Source organism: Labrys sp. Lb11 (genome assembly GCF_057554225.1).
The window spans coordinates 554,579-568,776 of sequence record NZ_BAAJOT010000002.1 but is presented as its reverse complement, the minus strand read 5'-3'; the positions used below and the strand labels follow the sequence as shown (position 1 = coordinate 568,776).

The following is a 14,198-nucleotide window of genomic DNA, read 5'->3' as shown; positions in this document are numbered from 1 at the left end:
TCAGGCGAGAGCTTTGGCGGCTTCGTGGACGGCGGCGCGGATGCGCACATAGGTGGCGCAGCGACAGACATTGCCGTCGAGCGCGCCGTCGATGTCCGCATCGGTCGGCTTGGGATTGGCCGCGAGCAGGCCGATCGCCGACATGATCTGGCCGGACTGGCAATAGCCGCACTGCACCACGTCGAGGCGCTGCCAGGCGGCCTGCACGGCCTTGGCGACCTTGCCCTCGACGCCTTCGATGGTGGTGATGCTGCGGTCGGCCGCGTCCTGCACCTGGATCTGGCACGAGCGCATCGGCTCGCCGTCCACGTGCACGGTGCAGGCGCCGCACAGCGCCATGCCGCAGCCGAACTTGGTGCCGGTCAGGTTGAGGTGATCCCGGATGGCCCAGAGCAGCGGCATGTCGGGCTCGACATCGAGATCGTGCGTTTGTCCGTTGACGGTGATGCGTGTCACGCGACGAACCTCCGATTGGGGATGATGATGGGCGCGGAGCCCGGACATGCCCCGGCGAGGGCTGCGAGCCGGCTCCCTGGAATGCAGCTAATCCGTGCGGCGGACCACTGGCAAGACGGCACCCGAAGGAACTATACTAACCCGATGGATACCAAGGTCCCTGCCGGAACCTCCGAAACCTGCGCCCTGTCGCCGGCCAGGCAGGCGCTGGTGCACGACATCCTGGAGCGTGTCGCCGACAAATGGACGCTGCTGGTGCTCGATGCGCTGGAAGGCGAGACGGAGATGCGCTTCTCACGACTTCGCGAGCGGGTCGGCGGCGTCAGCCAGAAGATGCTGACCAAGACGCTGCGCCAGCTCGAGCGCAACGGCCTCGTCACCCGCCGCGTCCATGCGGAGGTGCCGCCGCGCGTCGACTACCGGCTGACGCCGCTCGGCGAGAGCCTGAGCATGGCGCTCTGCGGCGTGTGGACATGGGCCGACGCCAATATCGAAGCGGTCGAGCGTGCTCGCGCCGTCTATGACGGAACGGCAAATTAACTCCCTGGCGGGTAGACACGGGAGCGAGCCAGCCGGCGCCGGCATGGCGTCTCGAATCAGGGAACGAGCGTTGTCGGGCACCATTTCCCTCGTCACCCCGAGCTATCGCGGCGATCTGGAACGATCGGCGCTGCTGTTCGAGAGCGTCGACAAGCATGTGCGCTCGTTCGAGAAGCACTACGTCATCGTGCATGACGAGGATCTGGAGCTGTTCCGGCCGTTCCACCGGGGAAGGCGCCAGATCCTGCCCGTGTCGCAGTTCCTGCCGAAATGGCTGCGCGAGGTGCCGCCTTTCCTGCGCTGGCGCGGCCGCCTCTACTGGTGGTCGTTCCGGGCCCGGCCGATCCGCGGCTGGCACACCCAGCAGATCGTCAAGATCCGGGCCGTCGCGACGCTGCCGGAAGAGCGCTACTGCCTGATCGATTCCGACAACGCCTTCTTCCGTTCGTTCGATGTCGCCGCGCTCGCCAGCCCGGCGCCGATGCCGCTCTATGCCGACCCCAAGGCGGTGGCGGCCGACAGCCCTCTGCATGCCCGCTGGCTGCACGCCGCCCACCGGATGCTCGGCTTGCCGCCCCCGACCTTTCCGGCCGACGACTACATCGGCCAGATCATCGTCTGGGACAAGGCGACGGTGAACGCCATGATCCGCCGGATCGAGAGCGTCACCCGCCGCGAATGGGTCGAGGCGCTGTGCCGCGAGCACGGCTTCTCCGAATACCTGACCTATGGCGCCTTCGTGTCGAGCGATCCGGCCATCCGCGCCGGCTACCTCACGACGTCCCACAGCTTCTGTCGGGCGTACTGGGACGGGGAGACGCTCGACCGCGACGGCCTGATCGGCCTGCTGCAGTCCTCCGCGCCGGACCAGGTGGCGATCTGCGTCCAGTCCTTCGGCGCCACGCCGCTGGCGACGATCCGCTCCAGCATCGAGGATTTCCAGGCCGGCGGCATGACCATGGCCGCGCCAGTCCCGGAGAGCCGGAAGGCGCCCTGATGACGCTGGTCCGGCAGACGGCCACCTACTTCGTCGCCAATGCCGGCTCGGCGGCCTTCGGCCTGCTCAACGTCGTGCTGTTCACCCGGCTGCTCGGGCCGGCCGAATACGGCGTCTACGTCATCGGCAACGGCCTTGCCGCCATCCTCGGCGCCCTGCTCTTCACCTGGCTCAAGCAGGCGGTGCTGCGCGAGGAGGCCAAGGGGGACGGCACCGACATCCGCGGCACCGTGCTGCTCGGCTTCCTCCTGAGCTGCCTGGCCTTCCCGCTGCTCTATCTCGTCTCGTCCTGGTTCGTCGCCATGGATGGGCGGGCGATCGCCGCGTCGATCGTCCTGGCCCTGTGCGTGGGCTATTTCGAGCTCGGCCAGGAGTTGCAGCGCGCCCGCCTGCAGGCCGGCCTGTTCCTGCGGGCGACGCTGGTGCGGGCGGTGCTGGTGTCGATCTTCGGCACGGCGGCGACCCTGATCGGCGGAGGCCTGTTCCTCCTCCTGTCGGGCGCGACCGCCTATCTGGCCAGCGCCGCCCTGTCGCTGCGTGGGGTCTGGGCGGGCACGAGGCTGAGGCTGCGCGACCCGCGCCTCAGGCCGCTGATCGTCTGGGGCCTGCCTCTCACCGTCTCCATGTCGATCCTCGCCCTGTCCGGAGCGATCGACCGCTTCATCGTCGCCCATTTTCTCGGCTCGGCGGCAGCCGGCGAGTATGGCGCCTCGGTCGACCTGGTGCGCCAGGCCCTGATCATCCCGGCGATCAGCGCCTCCTCGGCCTTCGTGCCGATGGCGGTGCGCCTGCTCGCCAACGAGGGCGAGGCGGCGACGCGCAGCCATCTCGGCGACTGCATGGAGCTGCTGCTCGCCGTCACCCTGCCGTGCTGCATCGGCTTTGCCCTGACGGCCTCGCACGTCGCCAACGTGATCCTCGGCCAGGACTTCCGGCCGACGGCGCAGGCGATCATGCCGATCGTCACGCTGGCGGTGATCTTCCAGGTCGCCACCCACCAGTACCTGCACATCAGCTTCCTGCTGGCGAACCGCAACATCTTCTACATCGTCAACACCGCCTCCACGCTCCTGCTCAACGTGATCGTCTCGGTCGTGCTGGTGCAGATCCACGGCGTCGTCGGCGCCGCCTGGGGCCGGGTCGTCACCGAGGTGTTCGGCTTCCTCAACGCGCTGGTCCTGGCGCGCTGGGCCTTTCCCATGCCGCTGCCGCTGCCGCGCCTCGGCCGCGTCGCCGCGGCGGTGGCGGTCATGGCCCTCGCCGTCGCCGGCCTCGACCGGCTGCTCGACGGAGCTTGGGACCGCATCGCGCTCCTGGTGCTGGTGCCGGGCGGGGCGCTCGCCTATGTCGCCGCCTGCTGGGTCCTCGACGTGGCGGAGATCCGGGCAAGGCTGGCGCGCTTCGTCGGCCGGGCCATGGCGGCCCGCTCTACCGGCAATAGCGCTCGATGACGCGCATCAGCGGCTTCTCGCGATAGTCGGCGTCGAGCGGCAGCGGCCGGTTGGGCAGGCCGTCGCTGCGCTTGAAGAAGGTCGGCACCCAGGTGAAGCGGTCGGTGATGCCCCAGGTCAGCACCGCCTGCGGCCGGGCCGCGGCGAACAGGGCGCCGAGGAAGGCGTCCGCGGTCGCCGCGACGGCGGCGTCGACGGCCGCGGCCGGGCCCGGCAGGCGGAAGTCGATGACGTCGAGCTCGGTCACCAGCACGCCGACGCCGAGATCGGCGAGAGCCCGGACGAAGTCGTCGAGGCCCTGCCGGTCGATGTCGCGCTCGGCCCGCAGATGGCCCTGCAGGCCGACGGCATGCAGCGGCACGCCGCGCCGGCGCAAATTGCGCGCCAGCTGCAGCATCGCCGCGCGCCTGGTGCGATAGGGCTCGCCGGCATATTCGAGGTCGTAGTCGTTGATCACCAGCTGGGCGAGCGGGTCGGCCTCCGCCGCGGCCCGCAGCGCCGTCTCGATATAGGCCGGCCCGAGCCGCCGCAGCCAGATCGAGGGGCGCAGGTCGTCCGGGCCGGTCGGCTTCTCGGCGATCGGTTCGTTGACCACGTCCCAGCTGCGGATCGTCGCGGCATAGCGCCGGATCATCGTGCGGACATGGCCGGTCATCAGCGCCTCGGCCTCGTCCGCGCCGATGCCCTCGGTCCAGGCCGGCATGGCGCCGGCCCAGACCAGGGTGTGGCCGCGCGGCGTCAGGCCGTAGCGGCGGGCGAAGGCGACATAGGCGTCGCCCTTGGCATAGTCGAACGCGTCGCGCTCGGGCCGCACGTCGATCCATTTCATGCCGCCGCCGAGCACGATCTGGCTGCAATAGCGCAGCACCGCGGCGCGATAGGGCTCTCCGCCGGCGGCAAGATCGTCCGGCGTAATGGCGGCGCCATAGGGCACGGTCCAGCGGGCCGGCACCGGCGCCGGTTCCTCGGCAGAGCCCGGACCGGCGAGACCGAGGCCGGCAAGGCCGGCCGCGCCGCGCAGCAGGCCGCGCCGTCCGATCCGTCGCGGAGGCGCCGCACCGCTTCCCGTCACGATCGTCCTCCCGGGCGCGACTCCGCCGGCGGCTGCAGCGCCTCGGCCAGCGCTGCCGCCGCATCGTCCCAGCAGGCGGCGAAGTCGATCCGGACGGGGGCCGGCGGCCGGTCGCGCACGGCCAGGATGGCCTCGGCATAGGCATCGGCGCCGGCGTCGATCGGCACCAGCGTCAGCCGGCGCGCCGCCAGCAGGGCGCCATAGGCGCGGTGATGGGCGAATTCGCCGGTAGCGGCGGGGGCGTTGACCACCACCGGACGGTCGGATTGCAGGCAGGCGAGCACGCTGCCGCGCCGCGAGGTCAGCCCCTCGTGGAAGATATAGGCGAAGGCGTCGACCTCGGCGAACAGGCCGAACAGCGTGGCTTCGTCGGCGATGTAGCCGCTGACATGGACGTCGCCCTCCAGGCCGACCTCGCGCACCCGGGCCTGGAACGCCTCTTCGACATTGTCCTCGCCGCGCACGAAACTGCCGAGCAGCACCAGCACGGGCCTTTCGCCGCGCCGCTTGAGCTCGACTGCGATGTCGAGCAGCTTCGGTGTCTGCTTCCTGGGATAGATCGAGCCGAAGGAGGCGAGCACGAGGCGGCCCTGGGCGCGCCAGGCGTGCATCTCGCGGGCGAGCGGGCTCTCGGCGGTGTGTTCGGGCGGTCGGAGATTGGGCGGGATTGGCAGCACGCCGCGCACCCGGCGTCTGGCCCAGGCCACGCTGCGGTCCGCCTCGAACTGGGCGCGGACATAGGGCGAGGAGAACAGCACGGCGCTGGCGCAGGCGAGGTAGAGGGCATAGAAGGCCCGCCGCTTCCAGTCGAGGTCGCGCCATTCGTGCAGGACCACCACCCGCTCGGCCCGTTTCAGCCAGGCCAGTGCCAGCGCGATGAACGGCGCGAAGACGTTGCGCTTCCAGGCGACGACGGGCAGGTTGCACACCAGCGCGTCGCCCGGGCGCAGCGCCGCTGCGATGGCGGAAAGATCGGGCGGGCTGCCGCTCAGCGGCAGGCTCCGCGCCTCCGCGCCGCGCCGGGCGGTCGCCTCGGCCAGCAGCCGGGCGAAGGCCTCGACGCCGCAGGTCGAGCCGGCGCGGGACACGAGAAAGACGAAGCGGCGGGGGGGCGAAGCGGCCATCAGTCGAGGCCTCGCAGAGGGTGACGCGCGGCGATGCGCAGGCCGAGGAATCCGAGCAGGAAGATCAGCCAGATCGCCGAGGTGCTGGCGAAGAACACCGATTCCAGGTTGCCGAGGTAGATGCCGAACAGCCAGATCTGCAGGAACAGCGCCAGCAGCGGGCCGCCGGCCTGGCGTCGCTCCGCCACGAAATAGTCACGCATCGGCAGGGCGACGAAGGTGGCCAGGACCAGGACGAGCCCGGGCAGGCCGAGGCTGATGACCGTGTCGAGGTAGCCGTTGTGGCCGTCGACCGCCATGCCCGCCCACTCGCCCGGACCCGTGCCGTAGCGCGTCGCCTCGGTGTTCCAGAAGGCCTGGAATCCGTAGCCGGTGGCAAGATGATTGCGCAGCCGATCGATGGCGAAGACCCAGATGTCGGTGCGGCCGGTGAAGCTGGCATCGACCGGCAAGCTGCGGGTGAAGGCGCCGAGAGCCGGAACGAGCACGGAGCCCAGGGTCAGCACCAGCAGCAGCACCAGCGGCGCCATCGCCACGGCGACGCGCAGCACCTTGCTGCGGCTCCGAGCCCAGAACAGGCTGATGGCGATGGTGAGCACCACCAGCATCATGGCGCTCTTGCCGCCGGCCAGCACGACGAAGAGGGCGGATCCGGCCGTGATCGCCAGGCCGACGAGCAGCATCCGGCTGCGCGCCACGAACAGTCCGAGGAAGACGCAGACGGCGAACGCCGCGGCTGCGCCGTTCTTGTGCACGAACACGCCGCGCCAGTCGCCGGCGAGCTGCGGTTCGAGCAGGTCGGTCGCCTGATGGATGGTCAGCTCCGGCGCAAGCAGCACGCCGCCGTAGCTGAGGACCAGCAGCGGCCCGGTGAAGGCGGCGATGAAGCGGGCAAGCTCGCGCTGGTTGCGCGGCAGCAGGAAGAGGCTCGCCGCCAGGAGGCCGGACATGCCGCACAGCGCCAGGCGGCGCGCCGACCCGGCCGGATCCTGGGACAGCGCCACGCAGACCGCCAGCCAGGCCGCCAGCGCCAGGACGGGCGGGGCGCCCAGGCAAGGCACGAGATGGCGCAGCCGGCCGCCGATGCTCGCCACCGACAGGGCGCTCAGCCCGGCGACGGCGGCGTAGGTGACGATCAGGTTGCCGCTGGACAGTTCCAGCAAGGCGCGTGACGACAGGTCCTGGAAGGGCTGCAGCGAGATGGTGAACTGCCACAGGATCGCGACGAAGATCGCTCCGCGTGCCAGAGGGCTGCTCAGGGACAGGCGCAGTTGCGCCACCGCCGAATAGGGCGCGGCGCTCGATGGACCTAGGCCGTGGGGCATCGCGAGCCTGGAAGGGTGCGATTGCCGGGCCGGTCGGCGGGCCGGCCGCCCAGGGCGGCGTTCATGCCCGAACCGTTGTAGGACATTCCGGAGGGAAACTGCGACAAGATCGCACTGGCATGATCGGATGGAGGGCTTTTCTTCGCGCCGTATAGCGGACGAGCCGCATCGACCGCAACGATGCCGTTTCTCCCGGACGTTTCTTGGCTAACGCAGGCGGATCGAGGCGGCGGGAAAGGCACGTGCTCACCGCTCCGCGCCTTTCAGCCGATGGCAGGCGGCGAAGCGCAGGCCGAAGACGGCGAACAGGAACGTCACCCAGATGGCGTTGGCGTTGTAGAACAGGAACGTCTCCACGGCCGACAGATAGATGCCGAAGAGCCAGATCTGCAGCAGCATGACGATCAGCGCCGGGTCGGCGTGCCGCCGCTCGGCGGCGAAGAAGTCGCGCATCGGCATGACGATGAACACGAGGACCACCAGGAAGAGGCCCGGCAGGCCCATGTTGATCACCATGTCGAGATAGCCGTTATGGGCGTGGGCGGCGGTGCCGGCCCATCCGTCCTCGTCGGAGCCGAAGCGAGTCTCCTCGGTGTTCCAGAAGGCCTGGTAGCCGAATCCCGTGACCAGATGGCCCGGCAGCTTGCCGACTGCGAACTCCCAGATGTCGGTGCGGCCGGTGAAGGAGGCGTCGACCGGCAGCGCCTTGGTGATGCTGGCGAGGGACGGGATCAGCACGCCGCCGATGCCGATCGCCAGCAGGCCGGTGAGCGGAACAAGGGCGAGGACGACACGGAGCCTGCGGCTGCGGCCATATTCCCACACCAGGCTGACGAGATAGCTCGTCACCACCAGCACCAGGGCGCTCTTGCCGCCTGCATTGAGGACGAACAGGCACGAAGCGAGCGCGATCAGCCCGCCGATCCAGCGCAGGCCGGTGCGGGCGATGAAGAGTCCCATGAAGACGAACAGCGAGAACACCGCCGCCGCATCGTTCTTGTGGCCGAAGACGCCGCGCCAGTCGCCGGCGAGCTGGGCTTCGAGCGTGTCCGTGGCCTGGTGTATGGTGAGCTCGGGCGCCACCAGCATGCCGCCATAGGACAGGACCAGCACGACGCCGGTGGCGATGGCCAGGAACCGCGCCAGGTCGCGCTGGTCGCGCGGCATCAACAGCAGGCAGACCGTCGTCGTGATGATCAGCGTGGTCAGCGCCAGGTTCTTGACCGAGGTCGAGGGGTCCTGCGACACCACGGAGGTGACGACCAGCCAGCCGCCGAGGGCGAGGATCGGCAGCGGCCTGAGGCAGGGGACGAGATGGCGCAGGCGCGGGCCGGCCAGCGCCAGCGTCGACATGGCCAGGAAGGCGAACGCGAAGTACAGCGCCGCCTTGTTGCCGGTGGACAGCGCCAGCAGGCTGCTCGACTGCAGGCTCTGGAACGGGTTGAACGTCACCCAGGCGAGGACGAGGGTGCCGACGAAGACGGTGCCGCGCAGCCCGACCATCAGCCCGGCGGCGTCGCCGGCGTCCGAGGCATGGCCGTGTGCCGCGCTGCTCATCGCGCCCGGTACTGCTCGGTCTCGAAGCCCAGGCTGGCGAGGATGCGCCCGAGGGCGAGGACGACGTGGTGGCTGGCGGGGAAGAGGCCCTTGCCGCGGGCAAGATCGCGCACCGCGCGCCACAGGCTCACCGGCACCAGCGCGGCGTTCTTGGCGTGGACGCGCAGGATCTGCGAGGGGGAAGCGGCGTTGCGGCGGTCAAGCAGATAGTTGATGGCGCCGATGCGCAGGCTGCGGCGCAGGATCCAGCGAGGCTGCGTCCGCGCCGCCGGCACCGTCTCCTCGATCCGGGCCTCGCTCGCCCAGTGGAAGCGGAAGCCGGCCCGGCGGCAGCGGGTGAAGAAATCGGTGTCGCCGCCGCCGAGGAAATTGAAGCGCGTGTCGAATTCCGGCTGGGCCAGCCGTGCCAGGGCAGCCTGGCGGACCAGGAAATTGCCGCTGCCATAGATCATCGGCACGGCGCCGGAGGCGGTGAAGGCGGGCTGGAACACCGGATGGGTGGCGATGGACGGACCGACCGCATCGGCGAAGACCGGCCACACCGGCCCGCCGACCACGTCGGCGCCGGTGCGCTCGGCCGTGTCGACGAGGCTCTGCAGCCAAGCGGGCGAGGCGATCTCGTCGTCGTCGATCATCAGGAGATAGGACGCTTCGGGATAGTGCGCCCGGGCGGCGCGGATCGCCGTGTTGATGGCGTGGCAATTGCCCTGGCTGGCCTCGGTGAGGGCGAGGCCGGACAGGGCGCCCGTCGCGAACACGGCCTCGGCCGCCCTCAGGCCCTCGCGGCCCGCGGCGTCGTTGTCGACCACGACCACGTGGAACGGCGTGGCCGCCTCCTGCCGGGCCAGGGAGTCCAGCGTCGCCGTCAGCATGGCCGGGCGGCGGAAGGTCGGCACCAGCACCACCGCCGAAGCCGGTCCGGGCCGGGAGATGGCAGCCTGCAGGCTGCCGGGGGCGGCCGTGCTCATGCGCAGTCCTCGGCGGCATGCCGGGCGGGGCGGAAAAGGCCCATGGTCCAGCCTATTTCGAACGGCGGATGATGTGCAGCATCGCCTTCGGGTTGGTGACGAGATAGCGCCAGAACAGGCGGCGCGGTTCGAGCCAGGTGCGGAAGACCCATTCCAAGCCGGCCTTCTGCATCCAGGCCGGGGCGCGGGCATTGGTGCCGGACAGGAAGTTGAACAGCCCGCCGCTGGTCTTGATCATGCCGACATTCTTGAGGTGCGGCGACCAGGTGACGACGAAGGCCTGCTCGCGCGGAATACCCAGGCCGAGCCAGAGGATGTCGGGCGCCAGGGCGTCGATCTCCTCCACTTTGCGCCGGAGATCCTCGCCCTGGAGGAACCCGTGCGAGCGACCGAGGATCCTCAGGGTCGGAAACCGGCAGGCGACCGCCTCGACCGCCTTGCGGTTCTCGTCCTCGGTGGCGCCGAGGAAATAGAAGCCGAGGCCCTCGCGGGCGGCGGCCGCGGCCATGGCGGGGAACAGGTCGGTCGTCGCCACCCGTTCGGGGAGGGCCCGCGCGCACAGATAGCGCGAGGCCAGCACCAGGGGCTGGCCGTCGGCGTTGATCATGTCGGCCTTGTCGAACAAGGCCGCGATCGCCGGGTCGTCGTGATAGCGCGAGACCACCTCGCCATTGGCCGAGGTCAGGTAGAGCGGGCGGTAGCCGCGCGGACGCTCCCTGGCGGCGCGCAGCATGATGGCGACGGTCTCGTCGATGCTGAGCGCGGCGATCGGCAGGCCGCCGATGGTGACGCTCGGATAGGTGCCGGCGAGCGCGGGCTCAGGCGGCTGCGGCGCCGGCCAGGAAGCCTCGTCCTCTCTCACCGACATCGACGTTTCTCCCATCGAAGCCATGGCCTTCCCGTAACGCGCATCATCGTCATTTCAACACTTGGCGGGAACGAGCAGCCTCTGCGTGCACTCGAGCCTCGCGCACTTCTAATCCGGGTGGAGATAATTTGACTTTAATGTGCTTCGACGAATCCCGTTAACATGGGGTAATCGGTGTTTTCCTTGAGTTTCCCGGGGCTTGGCGCAAGGTTCCGTTAGCCATCCCAAAACTTGTCGCCGGCACTTTAATCGGACATTATCCTCTTCCGCCCCAACAGTCTCGCCATATCACACCCGGTTCCGCAGCCCATTTTTCTCCAGAATGGCGGCGACACCGGGTATAGAGCTGAAAGCCCGCCCTGGCCCGAGGCGCCATGGCCTGGCCGGAGAACGTCATGTCGGAACGTATACGAGAAATCCTGGGCAATGTCGCGTCCCTGGCGACGCCGCTCGACAAATTGTCGGATCACGACGACCTCTATGATGCGGGCCTGACGTCGTTCGCCTCGGTGCAACTGATGCTGGCGCTGGAGTCGACCTTCGACATCGAGTTTCCCGAGCATATGCTGACGCGCAAGACCTTCTCGTCCATCGCCGCGATTGCCAGCTCGATCGCCGAGCTCGCTCCCCAGCAAGCCTGACATCCGCAGAAAGGGTCGGCCATGGCCGTCGTCGAAACCGCGCCCGCGCATGAGACCGCGGCGCAGCGCATGCAGCGCGTCGCCACCCAGGTCGCGGCGCGGCACGCCGGCGATGTCGATGCCGCGGCGCGCTTTCCCGCCGAGACCGTGGCCGCGCTGAAGCAGGAGCGCCTGCTCGGGGTGATGGTGCCGGTGGCGCTGGGCGGGGAGGGGGCGTCCCTGGCCGAGATCGCCGATCTGTGCACCATCCTGGCCCAGGCCTGCGGTTCCAGCGGCATGATCTTCGCCATGCATCAGATCAAGCTGACGAGCCTGATCTCGCACGGCCTGACCAGCGAATGGCACCGGGCCTTCGCCCGCGAGATCGCCGCCCGCCAGTTGCTCATCGCATCCTCCACCACCGAGGCCGGTATCGGCGGCGACCTGCGCAACTCGATCTGCGCGGTCGAGACCGCCAATGGCCGCTTCCGGCTGGCGAAGGACGCGCCGGTGATCTCCTACGGCTCCCATGCCGACGCCATCCTGGTCACGGCGCGCAAGGGACCGGAGGCCGCGAGCTCCGACCAGGTGCTCGTCTGCCTGCGCCACAGCGACTATGCGCTGGAGCGCACCGGCGGCTGGGACACGCTGGGCATGCGCGGCACCTGCTCGGAGGGCTTCAAGCTCTCCAGCGAGGGCAGCGTCGAGCAGATCATTCCCAAGCCCTTTTCCGAGATCGCGGCGCAGTCCATGCTGGCGACCTCGCACATCTTCTGGAGCAGCGTCTGGTTCGGCATCGCGGTCGACGCCCTCAACAAGGCGCAGTCCTTCGTCCGTGCCGCTGCCCGCCGCCAGCCCGGCACGCTGCCGCCCGGCGCCCTGCGTCTCGCCGAAGGCACCACCAGGCTGCATGCGCTGAAGGCGGTGATCCGCAGTGCCCTCGCCCGCTTCGAGGCGGCCAAGGCCTCCGAGGACGACCTGTCCTCGATCGGCTTCGCGGTGGAGATGAACAACCTCAAGGTCACGGTGTCGACGGGTGCCGCCGAAGTGGTGCAGATCGCTCTGATGATCACCGGCATCTCCGGCTACAAGAACGACACGCCCTTCACCGTCGGCCGCAATCTGCGCGACGTGCTCTCCGCCGCGATCATGATCTCCAACGATCGCATTCTCACCAACACGTCGAACCTGCTCCTGGTGAGCCGCTTCGATGCAAGCCTTGCAGGCTGATGCCATGAACGCTCCCGCCGCAGCTCCCGCCACCAAGGCCGTGGACTTCCTCGATGCGCTTTTCGACGCCGGCCTGCTGATGCAGACCGGGGTCGACGGCGTCTATGGCCGCGCCGGCATCTTCGAGGAGGTGATCGACCGCTTCGAGGCCCTGGTGACCAGGGCTGGAGCCGAGGACAAGGCGACGCGCATCCATTTCCCGCCGGGCATGCCGCGCCGGATGCTGGAGCGCAGCGGCTACCTCAAGAGCTTTCCGCAGCTTGCCGGCTGCGTCCACTCCTTCATGGGCGACGAGCGCGGCCATGCCCAGTTGCTCGCGATGCTGGAGAAGGGCGAGGACTGGACCGAGCTGCAGCAGGCCACCGAGGTGGTGCTGACGCCGGCTGCCTGCTACCCGCTCTACCCGACCGTCGCGGCGCAGGGGCCGCTGCCGGCGGAGGGGCGGCTGTTCGACCTCAAGTCCTACTGCTTCCGGCACGAGCCCTCCAAGGACCCGGCCCGCATGCAGCTGTTCCGCATGCGCGAATATGTCCGCCTGGGCACGGCCGAGCAGGTGATGTCGTTCCGACAGGCCTGGCTGGAGCGGGGCAAGGCGCTGATCGACGCGCTCGGCCTGCCCTGCGAGATCGATCTCGCCAATGATCCGTTCTTCGGCCGGGCCGGCAAGATGCTGGCCAACAACCAGCGCGACCAGGGCCTGAAGTTCGAACTGCTCATCCCGGTGGCCAGCGACGAGAAGCCGACGGCCTGCCTGTCCTTCAACTATCACCAGGACCATTTCGGCTCGACCTGGGGACTGAAATTCGAGAGCGGCGAGACCGTGCATTCGGCCTGCGTCGGCTTCGGCCTAGAGCGTACGGCGCTGGCGCTGTTCCGCCATCACGGCACCGACGTCGAGGCCTGGCCCGCGGCGGTCCGCGCCCAGCTGTGGGGCTGACCGTGGCCGCGGCGATCCCCGGCATCGCGGTCGCGACCTATCGGCGCCACGCGCTGCACGATTCCGCGCGCCACTGGCCCGAGACCAACTGCTTCGTCGACCTGTGGATCGAGGTGCTCTCGGCCTCGGGTTTCGATCCGACGGCAGTGATGGGCTTCACCCTGGCGCAGGACTTCGAGGGCGACCAGTTCACCTTCTTCAAGATGCCGACGGGCGACATGGCGCGCCTCTACGGCGTCGACGTGCAGGAGCTGGCGCTGTTCGACCGGCTCGAGACCCATGTGATCGAGCAGGTGGCACGCGGTCGCCTGCCGATGGTCGAGGTCGACTCGCACTACCTGCCGGACACGCGCGGCGTCAGCTACCGCATCAGCCATTCCAAGACGACGATCGGCATCAACCGCATCGACCCGGCGGCCCGTACGGTCGAATATTTCCACAATGCCGGCTATTTCGCCCTCGAGGGCGAGGACTACGACGCCATCCTGCGCGTGGAAAGCGCCGGCGGGCTGCCGCTGTTCCCCTATACCGAGTTCGCCAAGTTTGGCGCCTCGCCGCCCTCGCGCGATCTCCTCGGCGACGCGCTGGCGCTGTTCGATCATCACCTGGCGCGCCGTCCGGCGCTGAACCCCCTCAAGGCCTGGCGGGCCGCCTTCGGGGCCCATGCCGCCGATCTCGCCGGCCGGCCGCCGGACTGGTTCCACGTCTACGCCTTCAACACGCTGCGCCAGCTCGGCGCCAATTTCGAGCTGCTGGGCAGCCATCTCGCCTGGCTGGACGAGCGCGGCGAGGCCGGCCTCGAGCGGCCGCGCGCCGCCGCCTCGAGCATCGCCGAGACCGCCAAGGCCATGCAGTTCAAGCTCGCCCGGGCCATGGCGCGCAAGACCTTCGACGGGCTGCTGCCGCAGATCGATGCCATGGCGGACACCTATGACGAACTGTTCGGCCGGCTCGAGGAGCGGCAGGCCGTGAAACGCTCGGCGGCGGCCTGACCGCCGCGGCGGCCGGTGACGCTGCGCCCGGCCGGAGCCGCAAGGAGGGGGCGTTGGAGAA

Annotated in this window: 14 protein-coding genes; 7 read left to right on the top strand and 7 right to left on the bottom strand. The window is 69.4% G+C overall.

Annotation, left to right across the window (positions count from 1 at the left end):
* Entirely contained in the window at positions 1-456 is a 456-nt protein-coding gene (locus AC27L4_RS07850; protein ID WP_487141529.1) for a (2Fe-2S)-binding protein, read from the bottom strand.
* A gap of 144 nt (positions 457-600) precedes the next feature.
* On the opposite strand from AC27L4_RS07850, the gene AC27L4_RS07845 reads away from it, so the two are divergent.
* The 3 genes from AC27L4_RS07845 (at position 601) to AC27L4_RS07835 (ending at position 3,444) form a co-directional block, all read left to right on the top strand.
* Entirely contained in the window at positions 601-996 is a 396-nt protein-coding gene (locus AC27L4_RS07845) for a winged helix-turn-helix transcriptional regulator (protein WP_487141528.1), read from the top strand.
* A gap of 70 nt (positions 997-1,066) precedes the next feature.
* The gene (locus AC27L4_RS07840) at positions 1,067-1,993 is read left to right on the top strand and encodes a DUF6492 family protein (RefSeq protein ID WP_487141527.1); all 927 of its coding nucleotides are present in this window, start codon (positions 1,067-1,069) and stop codon (positions 1,991-1,993) included.
* Positions 1,993-3,444, top strand: a complete 1,452-nt coding sequence (locus tag AC27L4_RS07835) for a lipopolysaccharide biosynthesis protein (RefSeq protein ID WP_487141526.1) — start codon at positions 1,993-1,995, stop codon at positions 3,442-3,444. Before AC27L4_RS07840 ends, AC27L4_RS07835 begins: the two co-directional genes overlap by 1 nt.
* Here AC27L4_RS07835 and AC27L4_RS07830 read toward each other — a convergent pair.
* The 6 genes from AC27L4_RS07830 to AC27L4_RS07805 form a co-directional block, all read right to left on the bottom strand.
* A complete protein-coding gene (locus AC27L4_RS07830) occupies positions 3,422-4,516 on the bottom strand; it encodes an endo-1,4-beta-xylanase (RefSeq protein WP_487141525.1) in 1,095 nt (364 codons plus the stop codon). The two genes, AC27L4_RS07835 and AC27L4_RS07830, sit on opposite strands and share 23 nt — an antisense overlap.
* Entirely contained in the window at positions 4,513-5,640 is a 1,128-nt protein-coding gene (locus AC27L4_RS07825) for a glycosyltransferase family protein (RefSeq protein ID WP_487141524.1), read from the bottom strand. The genes AC27L4_RS07830 and AC27L4_RS07825 overlap by 4 nt, the downstream gene beginning before the upstream one ends.
* Positions 5,640-6,965: an O-antigen ligase family protein gene (locus AC27L4_RS07820; RefSeq protein WP_487141523.1), complete on the bottom strand. Its 1,326-nt coding sequence runs from the start codon at positions 6,963-6,965 to the stop codon at positions 5,640-5,642. The genes AC27L4_RS07825 and AC27L4_RS07820 overlap by 1 nt, the downstream gene beginning before the upstream one ends.
* 246 nt (positions 6,966-7,211) lie before the next feature.
* Positions 7,212-8,522, bottom strand: coding sequence for an O-antigen ligase family protein (locus tag AC27L4_RS07815; protein ID WP_487141522.1), 1,311 nt, complete (start codon positions 8,520-8,522; stop codon positions 7,212-7,214).
* Complete coding sequence (locus AC27L4_RS07810; protein ID WP_487141521.1) at positions 8,519-9,490, bottom strand: glycosyltransferase family 2 protein; 972 nt, start codon at positions 9,488-9,490, stop codon at positions 8,519-8,521. Before AC27L4_RS07810 ends, AC27L4_RS07815 begins: the two co-directional genes overlap by 4 nt.
* A gap of 52 nt (positions 9,491-9,542) precedes the next feature.
* Positions 9,543-10,358 (bottom strand): WecB/TagA/CpsF family glycosyltransferase, encoded by an 816-nt coding sequence (locus tag AC27L4_RS07805; protein WP_487141520.1) that lies wholly within the window; start codon positions 10,356-10,358, stop codon positions 9,543-9,545.
* Positions 10,359-10,753: 395 nt separating this feature from the next.
* Between AC27L4_RS07805 and AC27L4_RS07800 the strand changes: the two genes are divergently transcribed.
* Genes AC27L4_RS07800 through AC27L4_RS07785 form a run of 4 tightly spaced genes read left to right on the top strand, consistent with a single transcriptional unit; the run spans position 10,754 to position 14,137 of the window.
* A complete protein-coding gene (locus AC27L4_RS07800; protein WP_487141519.1) occupies positions 10,754-10,999 on the top strand; it encodes an acyl carrier protein in 246 nt (81 codons plus the stop codon).
* A 21-nt stretch (positions 11,000-11,020) separates the two neighbouring features.
* Complete coding sequence (locus AC27L4_RS07795; RefSeq protein ID WP_487141518.1) at positions 11,021-12,208, top strand: acyl-CoA dehydrogenase family protein; 1,188 nt, start codon at positions 11,021-11,023, stop codon at positions 12,206-12,208.
* A 4-nt stretch (positions 12,209-12,212) separates the two neighbouring features.
* On the top strand, positions 12,213-13,145 hold the full coding sequence (locus tag AC27L4_RS07790) for an amino acid--[acyl-carrier-protein] ligase (protein ID WP_487141517.1): 933 nt from the start codon (positions 12,213-12,215) through the stop codon (positions 13,143-13,145).
* A gap of 2 nt (positions 13,146-13,147) precedes the next feature.
* Positions 13,148-14,137: a DUF1839 family protein gene (locus tag AC27L4_RS07785; protein WP_487141516.1), complete on the top strand. Its 990-nt coding sequence runs from the start codon at positions 13,148-13,150 to the stop codon at positions 14,135-14,137.
* The last annotated feature ends 61 nt before the right edge of the window (positions 14,138-14,198 follow it).